The following is a 21,396-nucleotide window of genomic DNA, read 5'->3' as shown; positions in this document are numbered from 1 at the left end:
GACGGGGCCAGTACGGTTTGAGTTTCAGAGGGGGAAGACGATGGCGATCCAGAACGGCACGAGCGGCGCCGACACCCTGACCGGGACGGCTTTCGCCGACACGATCCACGGCAACGCCGGCGACGACCTGATCGTCGGCTACGGCGGCGCCGACACCATCTATGGCGACGACGGCGACGACCTGCTCTGGGGCGAGTCGGGGGCCGACATGGTCTATGGCGGCGCCGGCGACGACCAGATCCTGGTCGGGGCGGGCGACACCGTCGACGGGGGCATCGGCGACGATCTCTTCGAGATCGAGGAGGCCACCAACATCGCCTTCACCGCCACGATCAACGGCGGCGACGGCGTGGATATCGTCAACTTCGAATATTACGACTTCAACCGGACGATCTATCTCGACCAAGGCGCCCAGGCCGGCGCGTTCAACATCAGCAACGTCGAACTGATCTATCTGGGCAACGCCATGTCGACGGTGTTCGGCGGCGGCCTCGACGACTTCCTGCTGGCCGGCGGCTCGGCCGACGAACTGCACGGCGGCGGCGGCGACGACCTGCTGGCCGGGGCCGAGGGCAACGACAGGATCTATGGCGACGCGGGCGACGACCTGCTGGACGGCGGTCCCGGCGACGACATCATCGATGGCGGGGCGGGCATCGACTATGTCGACTATTCGCTGGCCGACGTCGGCCTGAACATCGACCTGCGGGTCACCGCCGTCGCGCAGAACACCGGGCTGGGCCTGGATCGGATCAGCAATGTCGAGGGGCTGTACGGCTCGGACTACGGCGACCATCTGACCGGCGACGCCGCCGCCAACTTCTTCGACAGCGGCTACGGCGACGACGTCCTGGACGGCGGCGAGGGCGCCGACGAGCTGTATGGCGGCCTGGGCAACGACGCCTACTGGGTGGACAATATCGGCGACGTGGTCACCGAGTACGCCGGCGAAGGCTTCGACACCGTCGCCTCGTTCGTCAGCTACACCCTGAGCGACAACATCGAGCAGCTGAAGCTGGTCGGGACCGTGGCCCTGACCGCGACGGGCAGCGCCAGCGCCAACATCCTCAACGGCAACGGCCTGAACAACACCCTCTACGGCCTGGGCGGCGACGACGTGCTGAGCGGCGAGGGCGGGGCCGACACCATGATCGGCGGGATCGGCAACGACGCCTATTGGGTGGACAACACCGGCGACCAGATCGTCGAGAATGCGAACGAAGGCTTCGAGAGCGTGGCCAGCTCGGTCGACTACACCCTGAGCGCCAATGTCGAGCAGCTGTTCCTGCTGGGAGCGGCCACCTACGGGGCGGGCAACGCCGGCGCCAACACCCTGACGGGCAACGAGCTGAACAACGTCCTGGACGGCCAGGGCGGCGGGGATCGCCTGGTCGGCGGTCTGGGCGACGACGCCTACTGGGTGGACGACATCGGCGACACCGTCGTGGAACTGGCGGGGCAGGGCTTCGACACCATCGCCTCGTTCGTCAGCTACACCCTGGCCGACAATATCGAGCAGCTGAAGCTGGTCGGGACCGTGGCCCTGACGGCAACCGGCAGCGCCAGCGCCAACATCCTGAATGGCAACGGGCTCGACAACACGCTGTACGGTCTGGGCGGCGACGACGTCCTGGCCGGGGAAGGCGGGGCCGACACCATGATCGGCGGCATCGGCAACGACGCCTACTGGGTCGACAACATAGGCGACGTGATCGTCGAGAACGCCGGCGAAGGGTTCGAGAGCGTGGCCTCTTCGGTCAGCTACACCCTGTCGGCCAACCTCGAACAGCTGGTCCTGCTGGGCACGGCGACCGCCGCCACGGGCAACGCCCAGGGCAACGTCATCGTGGGCAACGGCCTGGACAACACGATCACCGGCGGCGGCGGCGACGACCTGCTGGCGGGCGGCGCTGGGGCTGACCGCTTCGTGTTCCGCGCCGGCGACGGCCATGACCGCATCACCGACTTCGGCGGCGGCGGCGCGCACGACGTGCTGGATCTGTCGGCCTTCACCGGCACGGGCGTGACCTGGAGCGCCGCCCAGCAGGGCGCCGACACCCTGGTTTCCTTCACCAACGGCGACAGCGTCCTTCTTGAAAACGTCATGATCGGCGGGCTCACCCAGGGCGCAGACAACTTGGTGTGGGCCTGATTTAGGCGACTCGCCCGTCGAGAGCGGGCGAGTCCTTAAGGTGGAAGATTCTTTGGTGAAATCGCTTTAGGTTGAGCTTCACCTCTGCTTGTATCCTCGGAACCGTTAACCACGCCGAGGGGGTGCAGCGTGCCTACGATCACCGGGACGGATTCCGCCGAGACCATCAACGACTCCACGTCCGCCGACATCATCAACGCCTTGGGCGGGAATGACGTCATCAACCTGTCGGGGGGCAGCGACCAAGTCGATGCGGGCGCGGGCGACGACATCGTCAAGGTCACGACCGTCAACGTCGGCGACAGCCTGACCATCATCCTGGGCGTCGGCTACGACACGCTGGACACCAGCGCGGCGACGGTAGGCATCAACTGGACGTCGACCTACCTGGGCAGCAACCTGGGTTACGACTCCCCCGAAGTGTTCATCGGCAGCGCCTTCAACGACACCTACGACGCCGCAACTCTTACGGCGACCCAGGCGATCAAGCTCAACGGCGGAGGCGGGGCCGACACCCTGCGCGGCGGCGCCGGCGCCGACACGATCACCGGCGGGATCGGCAACGACAACCTGCGCGGCAATGGCGGCGACGACATCTATGTCTGGAACATCGGCGACGGCGCCGACAGCATCTACGACGGCAGCGACGGCGGCATCGACACCCTGCTCTTTGGGGCGGGCATCAATCCCAGCGACATCCGCCTCCAGATCAACAGCAGCAGCCTTTCAGTCGTCTACATCCCGACCAACACCTCGATCACCATTTCCGACCAGCACTCCGATCGTGACTCGGTCATCGAAAAGCTCCGCTTCGCCGACGGGACGGTCGTCGATCTGACGACGGGCTACACCTATTCGGGCACGGCTAACGGCGAGACCCTGTACGGGGGCCTGTTCAACGACTCCCTCTCCGGCTTGGGCGGCAACGACACTATCTATGGCAACGAAGGCGACGACGTCATCGATGGCGGCGACGCCGGCGACACCCTCTACGGCGAGGAAGGGGCGGACCGCCTGCAGGGCGGCGCCGGCAATGACAACCTCTACGGCGGCGACAACGAGGACTACCTGACCGGCGGGCTGGGCAACGACACCCTCGACGGCGACAACGGTTCGGACTGGGCCTGGTATCTGGGCGAGACGGCGGCCATCACCGCCACCCTGGCCACCTCCACCGGCTCGGCCACCGGCGCCGGCATCGGCACGGACACGCTCTACGAGATCGAGAACATCTACGGCGGCGAGGGCGCCGACACCCTGACGGGCTCGGCCGGGAGCAACACCTTCAACGGCGCCGGCGGCACGGACACCCTCAACATGGGCGCCGGCAACGACACCGCCCTGGGCGGGGCCGGCGGCGACACCATCAACGGCGAGGACGGCAACGACGTCCTCTATGGCGACGAGCCCTTCTCGCCTAGCCAGAGCTCGACCGCCACCGGTTCCGTCGGCGGACATCCGATCGCCATCAGCCTGACCGGCGCGCGCTTCGATCCCGACAGCTCGACCTCGGTCATCGGCTATGTGGGCTCGCAGGCGCCCACCTCGACCTCGCTGAACATCGTCTATGTGATCGACGTCTCCGGCTCGATGTCCGACAGCTTCTCGGGCAGCGAGACGGTGCCCGACCTGAACGGCGACGGCGACGCCAACACGCTGCTGGACGGGGCCATCGCCAGCTACACGGCCCTGAACCAGTCGCTGATCGCCGCCGGTCTGGGCAGCACCCGCGTCAACCTGGTGATCTTCGACGACAGCAGCAGCCTGGTCTACACCGGCCAGGCCGGGGAAGACGCCGACAGCGACGGCGTGGTCGACGTTGTCGAGTCGCTACGCTCGCTGCAGGTCGGCGGTAGCACCTACTACGATCTCGGCCTGCAGGTGGCCGCCGATGCCCTGCAGCAGAGCCCGACTGGCTCGAACTACGTGTTCTTCATCTCGGACGGCGCGCCCAACGGCGGGGCCTATAACGACGAGGTCAGCATCCTGCTGAACTCGTACAACGCCACGATCCGGGCGCTGGGCCTGGGCAACGGCGCCTCGCTACCGGCGCTGGACCTGGTGGACGACGGCCTGTCCAACAACACCGCCGAGCGAGTCCTGACCCCGTCCCAACTGACCGCCGGCCTAGTGGCGCCCACGATCGATCCGACGCTGGTCGCGCGGGTCGAGATCCTGCTGAACGGGACCGTGGTGAAGACCATTCCGGCCTCGGCCCTGATCTCCACGCCGTTCGGCCTGCAGTTCAACGCCGACCTGACCGGGCTGTCGACGACGGCCTCCGACGTGGTCGCCGCGCGCGTGATCTCGACCGGCGCCACGCCGATCACCGTCCAGACCACGCTGACGATCGCCCAGACGACCACGGCGGTGGGCGGCAATGACGTCATCCATGGCGGCGCGGGCAACGACTATATCGACGGCAACGGCGGCTCGGACCAGGTCTTCGGCGACGGCGGCGACGACACCCTGACCGGTGGCCTGGGCGACGACGCGATCAATGGCGGCGACGGCATCGACTTGCTGGACTTCTCGCAGGAGTTCCAGGGCGTTACGGTCAACTTCCTGACCGGCGTCGCCGACGGCGCCTCGATCGGCCACGACACCCTGGCCAACTTGGAAGAGGCGCGGGGCGGGTTCGGCAACGACACCTTCGTGGCCGGCATCTATACCACCGTTTCGGCGCCCGACGTCGTCAAGGCGGCCGCGACGGCCAACATCTCCACGGCCACCGCCGTGGCGCTGAACGGCACGTTCGACCTCGTGGCCAACGCCAACATCGACAGCTCCTCCTCGATCCCGCACTCCACGGTCAAGGGCACGGCCAACGGCGGCGGCATGGAGTACTACAGCTTCACGGTGCAGGCGGGCGACGTCGGGGTGTTCGACATCGACGGCACCTCGGGCTTCGACAGCGTCGTGCGGCTGTACAACAGCGCCGGCACACAGATCGCGTCCGACGACGACGGCGACGGTGATCCGGGCAGCACCAGCAGCCGCGACAGCTATCTGAGCTACGCCTTCAACACGGCAGGCACCTACTACATCGCCGTTGGTCCCTACACCGGCTCGACCCTCACCGCGGGCGACACCTATACGCTGAATGTCTCCATCACCCACGGCGTGCAGGGCGGCGCGACGACCACGCACGGCATGGTTCTGGACGGCGGGGTCGGCGACGACACCTTCATCAGCGGCGCCGGCGACGACACCATCTTCGGCGGGGCCGGCAACGACACCCTGTCGTACCAGAACGCCACCGGCGCGGTGACGGTCGAGATGGCCTACGGCTTCGCCACCGGCAACGGGTCCGACCACTTCATCGCCATCGAGCGCGTGATCGGCAGCCAGTACAACGACACCCTCAAGGGCGGGAGCGCGGCCGACACCCTGCTGGGGGGCCTCGGCAACGACACGCTGACCGGCAACGACGGCAACGACACCCTGAACGGCAACGAGGGCGGCGACACCATGACCGGCGGCCTGGGCGACGACGCCTACTGGGTCGACAACGCCGGCGATACGGTCACCGAGCTGGCGGGGCAGGGCTACGACACCGTGGCCTCGGCGATCAACTACACCCTCGGCGCCAACCTGGAGCAGCTGGTGCTGGTCGGGTCGGCGACCAACGCCATCGGCAACGGCCAGGACAACCGCCTGACCGGCAACGCCCTGGGCAACACCCTGAACGGCCAAGCCGGGGCCGACATCATGGCCGGGGGGCTGGGCGACGACGCCTACTGGGTGGACAACACCGGCGACGTGGTCACCGAGCTGGCCGGCCAGGGCTTCGACACCATCGCCTCGTATGTCAGCTACACCCTGTCGGCCAATACCGAGCAGTTGATCCTGGTGGGCACGGCGGCCAACGCCACCGGCAACAACGACGCCAACATGCTGATCGGCAACGCCTCGAACAACGTCCTGACGGGCCTCGACGGCAACGACACGCTGAGCGGCGAGGGCGGGGCCGACACCATGATCGGCGGCGCGGGCAACGACGCCTATTGGGTGGACAACACCGGTGACGTCATCACCGAGGGTCTGAACCAGGGCTATGACAGTGTCGCGGCCTTCGTCAGCTACACCCTGTCGGCCAACGTGGATCAGCTGACCCTGCTGGGCTCGGCGGCCAACGGCACGGGCAACGCCCTGGCCAACGTGATCACCGGCAACGCCCTGAGCAACGTCCTGGACGGCCAGGCGGGCGCGGACCGGCTGGTCGGCGGGGCGGGCGACGACGCCTACTGGGTGGACAACACCGGCGACGTGGTCGTCGAGCTGGCGGGCCAGGGCTTCGACACCGTCGCCTCGTTCGTCAGCTACACCCTGTCCGACAATGTCGAGCAGCTGAAGCTGGTCGGCACGGTCGCCTTGACGGGCACCGGCAACGGCACGGCCAACATCGTCAACGGCAACGGCCTGAACAACACCCTCTACGGCCTGGGCGGCGACGATGTCCTGGCCGGCGAGGGCGGAGCCGACACCATGATCGGTGGAACCGGCAACGACGCCTACTGGGTGGACAACACCGGCGACGTCATCACCGAGAACGCCGGCGAGGGCTTCGAAAGCGTGGCCTCCTCGGTCAGCTACACCCTCTCGGCCAACCTGGAGCAGCTGGTGCTGGTGGGCACGGCGGCCAACGCCACGGGCAACGCCCAGGCCAACGCCATCACCGGCAACGCCGTGGACAACGTGATCACCGGCGGCGGCGGCGCCGACGTGCTGACCGGCGGCGCGGGGACCGACACCTTCGTGTTCGGTCCCGGCTCGGGCCAGGACCGGGTCACCGACTTCGGCCTGGGCGGCGCGCACGACGTCCTGAACCTCTCGGCCTACAGCGGCACGGGCGTGACCTGGACGGTGACCCAGCAAGGCTCCAACACCCTGGTGGCCTTCACCAACGGCGACAGCATCCTGCTGGACGCGGTGACGGTCGCGCACGTGACCACGCAGGGAACGTCGCTGATCTGGAACTGATCGCGGCCAGGGCGAGGAAGCTTCACCTCGCCCTGTTCGTTCTCTAGGGTGTCGGCAAGGTTGAGTTAGGGGTGTTCGCGGATTCCCCGAGCGTTGGGGGAAACATGCGTATCGTCGACTACAGCCAGGGCGCGCCCGCGCCGCACGCGCGTCCCGCCCAGTCGGCCGCCGCGCCGGTGGACAGCATCATCCCCTCGCCGGGGTCGCCGCCCGGCGCGCCGAACATGACCGTGCCGGTCGTTCAGCCATTTTCCTACACCGTGGCGACCGGCCAATATCTCTATGCCGTGGACTTGGCCTACCTGTTCATGGGCGACTTCCAGAATAATCTGGGTCCGTTGATCAACAACGGAGTCATCTGGAGCACGGTCACCACCGACGTCTCCACCCTGAACTCGATCGGCCGGTGGGGCTATGTGACTAGCGCCATCAACAATGGTGTGATGGTGCTTGAGACCGGGGCGGCCGTCACCACCGCGACGGTCGGTTTTACCGACACCAAGATCGACAACAACGGTTCGATCTATGTCCGAGCCGACGGGCAGGGCGGCGCCACCTTTCTGCGGAGCTGGACCTCGACCGACTACGTGAACAACGGCCTCGTCGCCGTGCAGTCGCTGAACGGCCTGGCGATCGGATACATGTTGTTCAACGGCGGGTTCGTGACGAACGGCGCCGACGCCTCGATCCTGGTCGAGGGCAAGACGACGGTGATCGCGGTCTATATGGGCGGCGACGGTCCGGCCGCGACGGGGGTCGACAACGCCGGCCGCATCGAGGCGCGCAGCGTGGGCGACGCGCCTTCGATCGCGCTTTACCTGGCGCACAATTCCCGGCCCATCACGGTCGGCAACTCGGGCCTGATCAAGGCCGACATCGCCATCGCGGCGGACTTCAACGCCACGACGGCCCAGTCGAGCGTCGAACTGGTCACCAACGAGGCCACCGGCCGGATCGAGGGCCTGATCTATCTCGACCGCGGCGACGACGTGCTGGTCAACAAGGGGACCATCGTCGGCGACATCTACATGGAGGAGGGCGCCGACAGCGTCGACACCCGCACGGGCACGATCGATGGCGTCGTCGACCTGGGGTGGGGCGACGACACCTTCCTGGGTTCGGCGGGCCGTGACGTCGTGGCCGGCGACGACGGCGCCGACCGCCTGGAGGGCAACGGCGGCGACGATCTGCTGATGGGCGGGGGCAACGACGACGTCCTGATCGGCGGCGCCGGCAATGACGGTCTCTATGGCGAGTACGGCAACGACCGCATCGTCACCCAGGGCGGCGACCAGGCGTTCGGCGGCTTCGGCGACGACCGGATCGAGGCCGGCGACTTCGGCTTCTCGCTGATCGACGGCGGGGCGGGTTTCGACACCCTGGTCCTGCCGAGTGGCGGTCGGAGCCTGGATCTCGCGACCATCCTGCAGGCCGGCGCGCTGAAGGAGATCGAGCGCGTGGTGATGGGCGGCGGCCAGTCGCTGATCGTGCGTTCGGTCGACATCGTCGCCCTGACCGGCGGCGAGAAGCAGCTGCTGGTGACCACGGCGGCCACCGACCGGGTCGAGCTGGTGGGCGCCTGGATCGCCGGCGCCGACCAGACGGTCGACGGCGTGGTCTATCACAGCTACGCCCTGGACGGCCGCACCGTGCTGGTGTCAGGCGCCGGCGTGGTGGCGACCAATTCCACTGCTACCGGCGGTGGGCTGGACGCGGTCAGCGGTGCGCCCGCGCCGGTTCCAGGCGCAGCGGCGGGGCTCGATTTCACCGGCAACGTCCTGGTGCTCGACGGGTACGAGCTCACCCAGCCGATCACGGTGAACCCCGAGGAGACCTGGGTCTCGGCGACGGGCAGTTCGGTGATCACGTCCTACGCGCTGATCGACGTCACCAACTACGGCGCCTTGGTCAGCATCCGCGAAGCCGGGTCCAATGTCCTCGGCTCCACCGCGGCCGTCGGCGGCCCCTTCAACAACTTCCGGACCGTGATCAATCACGGCGAAATCTATGTCGAGGACCACGCCGGCTTCGCCTACGGCGTGAACGTGATTTCGGACGCCCGACTGAACAATTTTGGAGACATCACGGTCTATGGCGCGACCGGCGCCGTGGGCGCATCCTTGGGCTCGGTCGATAACCAGGGCAGCATCGTCGTGCGGGCCGCGATGGGATCGGCGCGCGGTGTCGCCTTGTGGGCGCTCTCCACGGCGTTCAACAACAGCGGCTTGATCGATGTCCGTTCCGACGCCTTCGACCCGAATGTCGGCAGTGTCGACTACAGGGGACTTCCCACGGTCGTCACGGTGTCGATCACATCGCAGGATGATCGTAACGCGGTCGAATACTTCAATTCGGGCGTGATCCTGGCAAGCGGCCCGGGGACCGGCGCAACCAGCGCCACCGGCGCGGCGACGGCGATCTGGATCGAATACAATTCTTCCGTCACCCTGACCAATACAGGGACGATTTCGGCGCCTGTGGCCCTGCACATCAAGTCAGGGGTCTATAGCGCCTCCTACACTCCCAGCTTCCACCTCATCAACAGCAACCTGATCCAAGGGCGGATCGAGCTGGCCGCCGGCGTGGACCGCATCGACAACAGCGGTACGATCGACGGGGTGGTCGAGATGGGCGGCGGCGCGGACGTGTTCGACGGCCGGCTGGGCGTCCAGAAGGGCTGGGTCTATGGCGGCGACGGCGTCGACCAACTGTTCGGCGGCGCGGGCGACGACCTCCTCGACGGCGGGGCCGGCGACGACACCATCACCGGCGGCCTGGGCGCGGACCGCCTGGCCGGCGGGGCGGGCAACGACGCCTACTGGGTGAGCGACAGCCGCGCGGTGATCGTCGAGGCGGCGGGCAAAGGCTTCGACACGGTCGCCAGCTCTGTCGACTACGCCCTGTCGGCCAATGTCGAGCAGCTGATCCTGATCGGCGGGGCGCTGGTCGGGACGGGCGGTTCGACCGACAACATCCTGGTTGGCAACGGCCTGGCCAACACCCTCTGCGGCCTGGACGGGAACGACACCCTCAGCGGCGAGGGCGGGGCAGACACCATGGCCGGCGGCCAGGGCGGCGACGCCTATTGGGTCGACAATGTCGGCGACGTGGTGGTGGAGAACGCCGGCGAGGGCTTCGACACGGTGGCCAGCTCGGTCAGCTACACCCTGAGCGCCAATGTCGAGCAGCTGATCCTGGTCGGCACGGCGGCCAACGCCACCGGCAGCGCCGAGGCCAACATGCTGATCGGCAACGCGTCGAACAACGTGCTGACGGGTCTGGACGGCGCCGACGTCATGGTCGGCAACGGCGGGCTCGATACGATGATCGGCGGCCGGGGCGACGACGCCTACTGGGTGGGCTCGACCACGGATGTCGTCACCGAGCTGGCGAACGAGGGCTATGACAGCGTCGCGGCCTTCGTCAGCTACACGCTCACGGCCAATGTCGAGCAACTGTACCTGCTGGGCTCGGCCGCCAACGGTACGGGCAACGCCGACGCCAATGTCATCACCGGCAATGACCTCAACAACATTCTGGACGGCCAGGCCGGCGCCGACCGCCTGGTCGGCGGCCTGGGCGACGACGCCTACTGGGTGGACAACACGGGCGACGTGGTGGTCGAGCTGGCGGGGCAGGGCTTCGACACCGTCGCCTCGTTCGTCAGCTACACCCTGGCCGACAATATCGAGCAGCTGAAGCTGGTGGGCGACGTGGCCCTGACGGCTACCGGCAGCGCCAGCAGCAACATCCTCAACGGCAACGCCCTGGACAACACGCTCTACGGCCTGGGCGGCGACGACGTCCTGGCCGGGGAGGCGGGGGCCGACACCATGATCGGTGGTATCGGCAACGACGCCTACTGGGTCGACAACGTCAATGACGTCATCATCGAACTGGCGGGCGAAGGCTTCGAGAGCGTGGCCTCGTCGGTCAGCTACACCCTGTCGGCCAACCTGGAGCAGCTGGTGCTGGTGGGCACGGCGGCCAACGCCACGGGCAACGCCCAGGCCAATGTGCTGATCGGCAATGGCTTGGCCAACACCATCACCGGCGGTGGCGGCAACGATCTGCTGACCGGCGGGGCGGGCGTGGACACCTTCGTGTTCGGTCCGGGCAGCAGCCACGACCGGATCACCGACTTCGGCGCCAACGGCGACCACGACGTCCTGAACCTGTCGGCCTTCGGCGGCACGGGCGTGACCTGGACGGTGACCCAGCAGGGCGGGAGCACCGTGGTGGCCTTCTCCAACGGCGACGACATCCTTCTGGACGGGGTGATCGCCTCGCACGTCACCACCCAGGGAACCTCGCTGATCTGGAACTGATCGCGGCCTCGGCGAACGTCGGTCGCCTTTCGCGCGACGCCGGATTGCCGAGGGCCGCGTCGCCGCCTAGAGTTGCGAAAAGGTTTGGTGTTCGCCGTCAGTGAGGCGAACCCGGGGTTGGGGGCGTTGGGACTATGCCGATCAATACTATCAACGGGACGTCGGGGAACGACGTGCTCGTTGGCGGCGCGGATATCGACTACATCTCGGGCAAGGACGGCAACGACACCCTGAGCGGTGGCGACGGCGCCGACAACATCTCGGGCGACGCCGGCAACGATGTACTCAACGGCGACGGCGGCGCCGATTTCCTGCAGCTCCAGTACGGCGGCGACGACAGCGCCTATGGCGGCGCCGGCGACGACACGATCTGGGCCAGCAGCGACACCAACTCCAACCTGATCCAGATCTATGGCGGCGACGGCGGCGACGACGTCGTGCTGTTCAGCAATACCGGCGCGACCAATTTCCTGGTCGATCTGGGGACCGGGTCGGACCGGATCTCGGTGGGGGCGACGCGGGGGCAAGTCACGGTCAGCGCCGGTACGGGCGACGACGTCGTGGATCTGCTTCGCGCCAACGCGGAGATCACCCTGGGCGCGGGGCACGACTTCGTCCGGCTGGACCAGGTCGAAACGGTGACCGGCTCGGTCGGCACGATCACCGACTTCCAGATCACGGGCGCGTCCTCGGATCGCCTCGACCTCGCCCCGACGCTGCTGGGCCTGGGATGGAACGGAACCTCCAATCCCTTCGCCGCGGGGCTGGTGCGCCTAGTGCAGTCCGGCGCCGACACCCTGGTGCAGGTCAAGGTCAGCCAGCCGTTGCCGGGTTACGACGGCTACGCCACCATCAGCCGGCTGATCGGCGTTCAGTCCAGCGCCCTGACGGCGGCTTCCTTCAACGGCATCGACCCCTTGGGCGGCGCCAACGCGGCGGGGATCACCCTGACCGGCGGCGTCGATACCGATCACCTGTTCGGCACGGTGGGTAACGATCTGCTCCAGGGCGGCGACGGAGCCGACGTTCTGGACGGCGGCCTGGGCGACGACACACTGCAGGGCGGGGCCGGCGACGACCTCATTCAGATCCGGGGCTACGGCAGCGACACCCTCTCCGGCGGAGACGGCAAGGACTCGCTGCGAGTCCTCGGAACGGCCAACCACGGCGAGCACTACATCTTCAACGGCGACGCCGGCGACGACTTCCTGGAGTTGCTGGGCAGCTATGCCGACGTCAGCGCCGTGATGAGCGGCGGCGAGGGGGACGACGTCATCCGCTCCAGCGGCCTGGGCAGCGCCCAGATTTCCGGCGGCGGCGGCAACGACACCATCTATTCGGGCGCCGGCGCCGACGTGATCGACGGCGGAACCACCGGCGAGAGCTCGGTCGGCTCGCAGGTCTGGCAAGGGCCCGGCGACACCCTCAGCTACAACATGCTGTACAACGGCGTGGGCGTGACGGTCAGCTTGGCCAACACCTTCGCCCAGAACACCGGCGGCGGCGGCGTCGACACCATCAGCAATTTCGAGAACTTGATCGGCTCGGGGTATGACGACCTGCTGACGGGCGACGACCGAGCCAATGTGATCGTCGGCGCCGACGGCTCGGACGTGATCTTCGGCGCGGGCGGGGCCGATACGCTGCTCGGCTATGCAGGCGACGACGAACTGGACGGCGGCGCGGGCGCCGACCGCATGGAAGGCGGCCTGGGCAACGACATCTACGTCGTCGACAGCACCAACGACCTGGTGGTCGAGCTGGGCGCCCAAGGCGTCGATACGGTCAGGTCCAGCATCGACTACATGCTGGGGTCGGAGGTCGAGAACCTGACCCTGCTGGGCAGCGCGCTGAACGGCAAGGGCAACGCCCTCAACAACACCATCGTCGGCAACAGCCAGAACAACCGCCTGGAGGGCGGCGTCGGCGACGACACCTTGGACGGCGGCTTCGGCGCCGACACCCTGATCGGCGGCCTGGGCGACGACGCCTACTGGGTCGACAACGCCGGCGACGTGGTCACCGAGCTGGCGGGCGAGGGCAGCGACACCGTCGTTTCGGCGATCAGCTACACCCTGGGCGCCAATCTCGAGCAGCTGTTCCTGTATGGCGGCGCGGCCTATGGCGTGGGCAACGCCGGCGACAACCGGATCACGGGCAACGCCCTGGGCAACACCCTGGACGGCGGGGCAGGGGCCGACACCCTGGTGGGCGGTTTCGGCGACGACGCCTACTGGGTCGACAATGCCGGCGACGTGGTCATCGAGGTCTCGGGCCAAGGCTTCGACACGGTGGCCTCGTCGGTCAGCTACACCCTGAGCGCCAATCTCGAGCAACTGGTCCTTGTGGGCGCGGCGGCCAACGCCACCGGCAACAAGGACGGCAACATGCTGATCGGCAACGCGTCGAGCAACGTGCTGACCGGCCTGGACGGCAACGACGTCATGGCCGGCAACGGCGGCCTGGACACCATGATCGGCGGCGCGGGCAACGACGCCTATTGGGTGGGGGCGACCACCGACGTGCTGGTGGAGGCCGCGGGCGAGGGCTTCGACAGCGTGGCCAGCTTCGTCGATCTGACGCTGGCGGCCAATATCGAGCAGCTGACCCTGCTGGGAACCGCCCGCAACGGCATCGGCAACGCCGAGGCCAACATCATCACCGGCAACGAGCTGAGCAACGTGCTGGATGGCCAGGCCGGCGCCGACCGCCTGGCCGGCGGCCTGGGCGACGACGCCTATTGGGTCGATAACGCGGGCGACGTGGTGGTCGAGCTGGCCGGGCAGGGCTTCGACACCGTCGCCTCGTTCGTCAGCTTCACCCTGGCCGACAATATCGAGCAGCTGAAACTGGTCGGGACCGTGGCTGTCACGGCTACCGGCAGCGCCAGCAGCAACATCCTGAACGGCAACGGGTTGGACAACACCCTCTACGGCCTGGGCGGCGACGACGTCCTGGCCGGCGAGGCTGGAGCCGACACGATGATCGGCGGGATCGGCAACGACGCCTACTGGGTCGACAACACCGGCGACGTCATCGTCGAGAACGCGGGCGAGGGCTTCGAGAGCGTGGCCTCGTCGGTCAGCTACACCTTGTCGGCGAACCTGGAGCAACTGGTCTTGCTCGGGACCGCTGTCAGCGCCACCGGCAACGCCCAGGCCAACGTCCTGATCGGCAATGGCCTGGACAACACCATCACCGGCGGCGGCGGCAACGACGTCCTGACCGGCGGAGCGGGCGCGGACACCTTCGTGTTCGGGCCGGGCAGCGGCCACGACCGGGTCACCGACTTCGGTTCGGGCGGGGCGCACGACGTGCTGAACCTGTCGGCCTTCACCGGCACGGGGGTTACCTGGACGGTGACCCAGCAGGGGTCAAACACCCTGGTGGCCTTCTCGAACGGCGACGACATCCTGCTGGACGGCGTCACCGCTTCGCACGTCACCACCCAGGGGACGTCGCTGATCTGGAACTGATCGGCCCGCGTCGCGGATCATGAATGCCGAAGGTTGTATCTGGCGCGCCCGTCACGGCGTCGCTAGAACGGTCAAGCTCGCGTACCGTGGCGTTTGGGGGAAGATTCATGAGTATCCTGGTCGACAAGAACACGACCATTCCGGCCGGCCCCCTCGAGCTCACGTACAGCGACGAATACAACGGCAACAAGGCGTTCCTGATGACGCCGCCGTACAGCGATCCGCACTCGGCGGCGCCCATCAACTTGATCAACTACGGCGACCTGCGGTTCGTCGCGCCGGTGGCGGTCTACAGCACGATCGAGCTGATCAGCGTGGCCACCCACAGATTCTGGACCGGCGACAAGATCGAGAACCACGGCTCGATATATGTGAGTGCGATGGGCGGCGACGCCTATGTCATTCGCGCCAATTCCTGGTCGCCCAGCCTGATCAACACCGGCTCGATCACCGTCGAGGCCAAGAGCCAGGCGATCGCGTTCGAAACCTGGCGCCCCCGTCTCGACGGCGACGGTCCGCTGGTGGACAACAGCGGACAGATCACCGCGCGCGCCGGCGGCAGCACCTTCGGCCTCTATCTGGCCAATGGCGGCGAGGTGGTGAACAGCGGCTTGGTCTACGCCTATTCCGAAGGCAAGGGCAGCGGCGCCTACGCGATCTCGCTACCCAACGGCAATGGAACGGTGATCAATACCGGCCAGATCGTCGCCGAAGACACCGACACCACCACGTCCTACGCCACCGCCATCGCCTTCTTCGGCATGGGCGACACCCACATCGTCAATTCCGGCACGATCCGCGGCGACTACGCGCTCCGCGAGAACAACAACGACAATTCGCCCGAGAGCCAGGCCAGCACGGTCGAGAACTCGGGGACGATCACCGGGCGGATCTTCCTGGGCCGGGGCGACGACGTGCTGGTCAATTCCGGCACGATCGACGGGCTGATCGAGCTGGGCGACCACAACGACTTCTATGACGGTCGCGGCGGCCATACGGTGCAGGCCGTCATGGGCGGCGAGGGCGACGACCTGATCCTGGCCGGGAACGGTGTCGAGAGCTTCTACGGCGAAGCCGGCGACGACACCTTCATGGCGGGGAGCGGCGCGGCGACGTTCGTCGGCGGCGCCGGCTACGACATGGTCGACTACCGGTTCGCCACCGCCGCCGTGACGATCACTCTGGAGAAGACCACCGCTCAATCGATCGGCGGCCAGGCCTCGACGGCGCTGCTGAGCATCGAGGGTCTGCTCGGCTCCGCGTTCAACGACACCCTGACCGGCGACGCCCAGGCCAACCTGATCCTGGGGGGCAGCGGCGACGACCAGATCAGCGGCAAGGACGGCGACGACTATCTGGTCGGCGAGGACGGCACGGACCAATTGAACGGCGGCGCCGGCGCCGACATCCTGGACGGCGGCCAAGGCGCCGACAGCCTGACGGGCGGCGCGGGCGCGGACGTGTTCTGGTTCATCCAAGGCAACGGCCACGACGTGATCGAGGACTTTGTCGTCGGCCAGGACAAGATCGACCTCAGCGACGACGACCATGGCTATTCCGAGATCCTGGGCCTGGTTCAGGACGGCGCCGACGTGGTGATCCAGCTGTCGGCGCTCGACAGCATCCGCGTGAAGAACGTCCAGGTCGAGGCGCTGCGACCCAGCATCGTCCTGCTGAGCCTCGCGCCCCGGACCCTGGTGGGCGACGCCCAGGCCAACCACCTGATCGGCGGCGTCGCCAACGACACGCTGAGCGGCCTAGGCGGCGACGATGTTCTGGAAGGCCGAGGCGGCGACGACGTGCTGAACGGCGGCCTGGGCCGCGACACGCTGAGCGGCGGCGACGGCGTCGACACCGTCACCTTCGCCGACGCGATCGAAGGCGTGACCGTCAACCTGCAACAGGGCGGGGCCTCCAGCGCCACCGGGCTATTCTCGGCCACCCTGAGCGGCCTCGAGAACATCGTCGGCAGCGCTTTCCGCGACGGGCTGGTGGGGACCGACGGCGTCAACGTGATCCGGGCCGGCGACGGCGACGACGGCGTCTGGGGTTGGGCCGGCGACGACATCCTCTACGGCGAGGCCGGCGCGGACGTCATGTACGGCGGCGATGGCGCTGACCAGATGTTCGGTGGCGCGGGCGACGACTGGCTGGAGGGCGGCGCCGGAGACGATATCCTCTGGGACGGCAGCGGTCGGGACCAACTGCTGGGCCAGACGGGCGACGACACCTACTGGGTCGCGGGCGCCCTGACCGTGGTCGCCGAGGAGGCCGGCCAAGGCGTCGACACGGTCAACGCCTATTTCGACTACACCCTGGGGGCCAATCTCGAGAACCTGATCCTGGTGGGCGGGGCGATCACTGGCATGGGTAACGCGGCCGACAACACCCTGGTCGGCAACGCCGGAAACAACACCCTCTACGGCTTGGACGGCGCCGACATCCTGGACGGCGGATACGGGGCCGACACCCTGGTGGGCGGACGCGGCGACGACGCCTTCTGGGTCGATGACGCCGGCGACGTGGTGACCGAACTGACCGGCGAGGGCTTCGACACCGTCGCCTCGTTCGTCAGCTATACCCTGTCGGCCAATATCGAGCAGCTGATCCTGGTGGGGTCGGCGCAGACGGCGATCGGCAACGCGACCGGCAACATGCTGATCGGCAACGCCATCACCAACACCCTCTACGGCCTGGACGGCGACGACGTGCTGAGCGGCGAGGGCGGCGCGGACATCATGATCGGCGGCGCCGGCAACGACGCCTACTGGGTCGACAGCAGCGGCGACGTGATCACCGAGCTGGCCGGAGAGGGCTATGACAGCGTCGCGGCCTTCGCCAACTACACCCTGAGCGCCGACATCGAGCAGCTGTTCGTGCTGGGCGCGGCCACCTACGGGGCCGGCAACGCCCAGGCCAACGTCATCACCGGCAACGCGCTCAACAACGTGTTGGACGGGGCCGGTGGCGCCGACCGTCTGGTCGGGGGTTTGGGCGACGACGCCTACTGGGTCGACAACGTCAATGACGTGGTGGTCGAGCTGGCGGGGCAGGGTTTCGACACGGTGGCCTCCTATGTCAGCTACACCCTGGCCGACAATATCGAGCAGCTGAAGCTGGTCGGGACCGTGGCCCTGACCGCGACGGGCAGCGCCAGCGCCAACATCCTGAACGGCAACGCCCTGGACAACACGCTCTACGGCCTGGGCGGCGACGACGTCCTGGCGGGCGAGGCGGGCGCCGACACCATGATCGGCGGGATCGGCAACGACGCCTACTGGGTCGACAACGTCAACGACGTCATCGTCGAACTGGCGGGTGAAGGGTTCGAGAGCGTGGCGTCTTCGGTGAGTTACACCCTGTCGGCCAATCTGGAACAGCTCGTCCTGCTCGGAACCGCAGTCAGCGCCACGGGCAACGCCCAGGCCAACGTGCTGATCGGCAACGGCCTGGCCAACACGATCACCGGCGGCGGCGGCAACGACCTGCTGACCGGCGGGGCGGGGGCTGACACCTTCGTGTTCGGTCCGGGCAGCGGCCACGACCGCATCACCGACTTCGGGGCTGGCGGCGACCACGACGTACTGAACCTGTCGGCCTTCACCGGCACGGGCGTGACCTGGACCGTCACCCAGCAGGGCTCCGACACCCTGGTGGCCTTCTCGAACGGCGACGACATCCTGCTGGACGGGGTGATCGCCTCGCACGTCACCACGCAAGGCGCGTCGCTGATCTGGGCCTGACGCGAAAAGGCCGCCGTCCCGCTTTCGCGAAACGGCGGCCTCTCGTGATCGCGGACCTTCCCGCGCCCGGCATGACCGAGCGCGGGGGCAGGACTTAGAACGTCTTGCGGATCGTCACATAGGCCTGGCGGGGGGCGCCCGGCAGCAGGGTCATGGCCTGGCCGGTCGGGTCGGCCTTGGCCGCGCCGCCCGAGCCCACGGTCGAGATGTAGTCCTCGTCCGTCAGGTTGGTGACGTTGCCCTGGATCTCCAGGCCGCGCAGCCAGGCGTTGTCGCCGCCGTCGAAGCGGTAGCCCACCGTCAGGTCGGCGACGGTGAAGCCGTCGACCTTGCCGCCGTCGTTCTCGAACGTGTACCAGCGCGAGCTGGTGTAGCTGACGCCCAGATTGCCGAAGAAGCCGGTTCCCTGGTCGTAGCCGAGCGAGGCCTTGAACAGGTTCTTGGGCGTGAACACCACGTCCTTGCCTTCGGTGTGCATGGCCACCGTACCGCCGGCGCCGGGGACGTCGTCCTTGTAGGTGGAGTCGTTGTAGGCGTAGGAGCCGTACAGCGACCAGGCGTCGGTCACGCGGAACTGGCCGGCCAGCTCGATGCCCTTGGTCTCGACCGCGCCGACGTTCGACAGCACGGCCGGCAGGCCCAGGATCGGCGGAGCCGTGCTGGCGCTGTCCAGGCGGTTCTCGAAGTCGACGTGATAGATCGCCGCCACGCCCTGGAAGCGGGCGTTCTTGAAGCGGACGCCGCCTTCGATGGTCTTGGAGGTTTCCGGCTGCAGGTTGTCGCGGATGTAGTCGACCACCGACTGGTTCTGCGAGGCGAACGGACCCGAGGTGGCGGCCGAGACGTAGGCGGCCATGTTCTCGGTGTAGCCGGCGAACAGCTCGAAGCCGTTGTTCAGGTCATAGACCGCGCCGACCTGCGGCAGGAAGCTGTCCTTGGACTGGATCTTGCCGTTCACGGTGCCGACGATCGACTTGATCTCGTTCTCGACCTTCAGGGCCTTGAAGCCGAAGTTCACCTTCAGGGCGTCGGTCACCGTCCACACGTCCTGCACGTAGCCGGTCGTGGTCTTGGTGTTGAACTTGTATTCCCACGAGGTGGCGAACGGGTTCGACTGGAAGTCCAGCGGATCGCGCGACGGGGCCGAGATGGTCTCGGCGTAGAAGCGGCGGGCCTGGTGGAAGTCGTTGTCTTCCGTCCAGAAGCCGGCGCTGATCGCGTGGCTGCCCAGGTCGACATAGATGTTGCCGATCAGGCCCTTGCGGTCGATGTCGTACTCGGTGGTGCGGATCGACAGCGGGGCGGCGTTCGAGCCGGCCGTGCCGTAGCCGGGGCTGACGGTGTAGGGCGTGTACCACAGGCCCTGACCCTGGTTCTTGTGACCGTAGCCGGTCAGGTCGAACCGGGCCGTCTCGCCCAGGTCGTGCTTGAAGGTGACGGCGTAGATGTCGTCGTCACGGATGCCGGCGCCGGCGTAATAGGCGTCGTCCGGAGTGGCCACACCGTACTGGGCGTAGGGGTTGGTGCCCACGCCGGTCCAGTAGCCGCCGCTGAGGACCGGGGTTGGGCCGGCGTAGTAGGCCGGGTTGTTCAGCACCGTGGCCACGCCGATGGCCTTGTTCCAGTCGGGCTGGAAGTTGTCCCAGTCGCGGCCCAGGCGCTTGATCATGTCGAACGACATGTCCTGGTAGTCCTGCTCGCGGCGTTCGGAGTGGTTGTAGAACGCGGTCAGCGAACCGGTGTCGCCCAGCGGCAGCACGACCTTGGCGTCGAACTGGCGCTGCTTCTGCTCGCTGCCGCCCTTCCACTTGTCGGCCTTCTGGTCGACGGCCGAGACGTAGGCGCGCAGGCCGCCCAGGCCCTCGATGGCGCCGGTGTCGAGACGGCCGAACACCCGGTACATGTTGTCCGAGCCGGCCGTGGCGTTGGTCTGGACGTGGAATTCCTTGGACGGGTCGCGCGTGAAGAACTGCAGCGTGCCGCCGAGGTTCGAGGTCGAGGCCACCGACAGGGCGCCGGCGCCTTGCGCCAGCTCGACGCGGCCCAGGTCCTCGCTGGTGACGGCGCGGCTGACGTGCAGGCCGTTGTAGTTGCCGTAGCTCATGTCGCCCAGCGGCACGCCGTCCAGGGTGAAGCCCAGGCGGCTCTGGTCGAAGCCGCGGATGGCGATCCGGGTCGACCACTCGTAGGCGCCGAAGGCGTCGGCCGACTGGAAGCTGACGCCCGGCAGCTTCTCGACCGCGCGCAGCGGGCTGGAGCCGGCGGCCAGGGTCTCGATCTGGGTGGTGCTGATGGTCTGGACCTGGCGGCTCTGGCCTTGGCCCAGCACGATGATCGCCTCGACCTCGGTGGAGTCGGCGGCCGGGGCGGCGTCGGCGGGGGCGGGCGTGGCGGCGGTTTCGGCGGCCATGGCCATCAGCGGCGTGGCCAGGAGCAGAGCGCACGCGGCGCCGCCCAGCATGAGGTGTCGTTTCATGATCAGGTATCCCCACGCCGGCGCTCAAAAGGGGAGGAAGCGGCGCCGGCTTGGAAAGCTCGGGTAACAGCGCTCGACGACAGCGCGCCGACAGTTCCGTGTCGGCTGGTCGACGGAACGGCGACGAAGCCATGACAGCCTGTCGCGGCTCGCCGGGCAGGGGAACATTGCGGAATCCCGTCCCGAAGGCTATCTGAGCGCCCGACCCCCGATCCCGATACGAAGAGGCCGACGCCCG

6 protein-coding genes are annotated in these 21,396 nt (G+C 67.7%); 5 read left to right on the top strand and 1 reads right to left on the bottom strand.

From position 1 onward, the window contains the following. The first annotated feature begins 40 nt into the window (after positions 1 to 40). The 5 genes from AC07OA_RS11845 (at position 41) to AC07OA_RS11825 (ending at position 18,682) form a co-directional block, all read left to right on the top strand. Positions 41 to 2,152, top strand: a complete 2,112-nt coding sequence (locus AC07OA_RS11845; RefSeq protein ID WP_494664005.1) for a calcium-binding protein — start codon at positions 41 to 43, stop codon at positions 2,150 to 2,152. A 129-nt stretch (positions 2,153 to 2,281) separates the two neighbouring features. After that, positions 2,282 to 7,135 carry a beta strand repeat-containing protein gene (locus tag AC07OA_RS11840; protein WP_494664004.1) on the top strand — a complete coding sequence of 1,618 codons (4,854 nt, stop codon included), beginning with the start codon at positions 2,282 to 2,284 and terminating at the stop codon, positions 7,133 to 7,135. Between the two features lie 104 nt (positions 7,136 to 7,239). Next, complete coding sequence (locus tag AC07OA_RS11835; protein WP_494664003.1) at positions 7,240 to 11,463, top strand: beta strand repeat-containing protein; 4,224 nt, start codon at positions 7,240 to 7,242, stop codon at positions 11,461 to 11,463. Between the two features lie 134 nt (positions 11,464 to 11,597). Further along, a complete protein-coding gene (locus AC07OA_RS11830) occupies positions 11,598 to 14,939 on the top strand; it encodes a beta strand repeat-containing protein (protein WP_494664002.1) in 3,342 nt (1,113 codons plus the stop codon). A 107-nt stretch (positions 14,940 to 15,046) separates the two neighbouring features. After that, positions 15,047 to 18,682: a hypothetical protein gene (locus AC07OA_RS11825; RefSeq protein ID WP_494664001.1), complete on the top strand. Its 3,636-nt coding sequence runs from the start codon at positions 15,047 to 15,049 to the stop codon at positions 18,680 to 18,682. Positions 18,683 to 18,776: 94 nt separating this feature from the next. Here the strand turns inward: AC07OA_RS11825 and AC07OA_RS11820 are convergent, their stop codons facing one another. Beyond that, positions 18,777 to 21,158 (bottom strand): TonB-dependent receptor, encoded by a 2,382-nt coding sequence (locus tag AC07OA_RS11820; RefSeq protein WP_494664000.1) that lies wholly within the window; start codon positions 21,156 to 21,158, stop codon positions 18,777 to 18,779. Positions 21,159 to 21,396: the final 238 nt, after the last annotated feature.

The sequence above is a fragment of the Caulobacter sp. GW821-FHT09B08 genome (assembly GCF_059418225.1).
The sequence above is the reverse complement of the archived record's forward strand: the minus strand, read 5'-3'. Positions and strand labels throughout refer to the sequence as shown.

What these genes read in the sequence shown, in the direction of transcription:
- AC07OA_RS11845 (WP_494664005.1), top strand. Translation starts at nt 41, where the DNA reads ATGGCGATCCAGAACGGCACGAGCGGCGCCGACACCCTGACCGGGACG.
- AC07OA_RS11830 (WP_494664002.1), top strand. Translation starts at nt 11,598, where the DNA reads ATGCCGATCAATACTATCAACGGGACGTCGGGGAACGACGTGCTCGTT.
- AC07OA_RS11835 (WP_494664003.1), top strand. Translation starts at nt 7,240, where the DNA reads ATGCGTATCGTCGACTACAGCCAGGGCGCGCCCGCGCCGCACGCGCGT.
- AC07OA_RS11820 (WP_494664000.1), bottom strand. Translation starts at nt 21,158, where the DNA reads ATGAAACGACACCTCATGCTGGGCGGCGCCGCGTGCGCTCTGCTCCTG.
- AC07OA_RS11825 (WP_494664001.1), top strand. Translation starts at nt 15,047, where the DNA reads ATGAGTATCCTGGTCGACAAGAACACGACCATTCCGGCCGGCCCCCTC.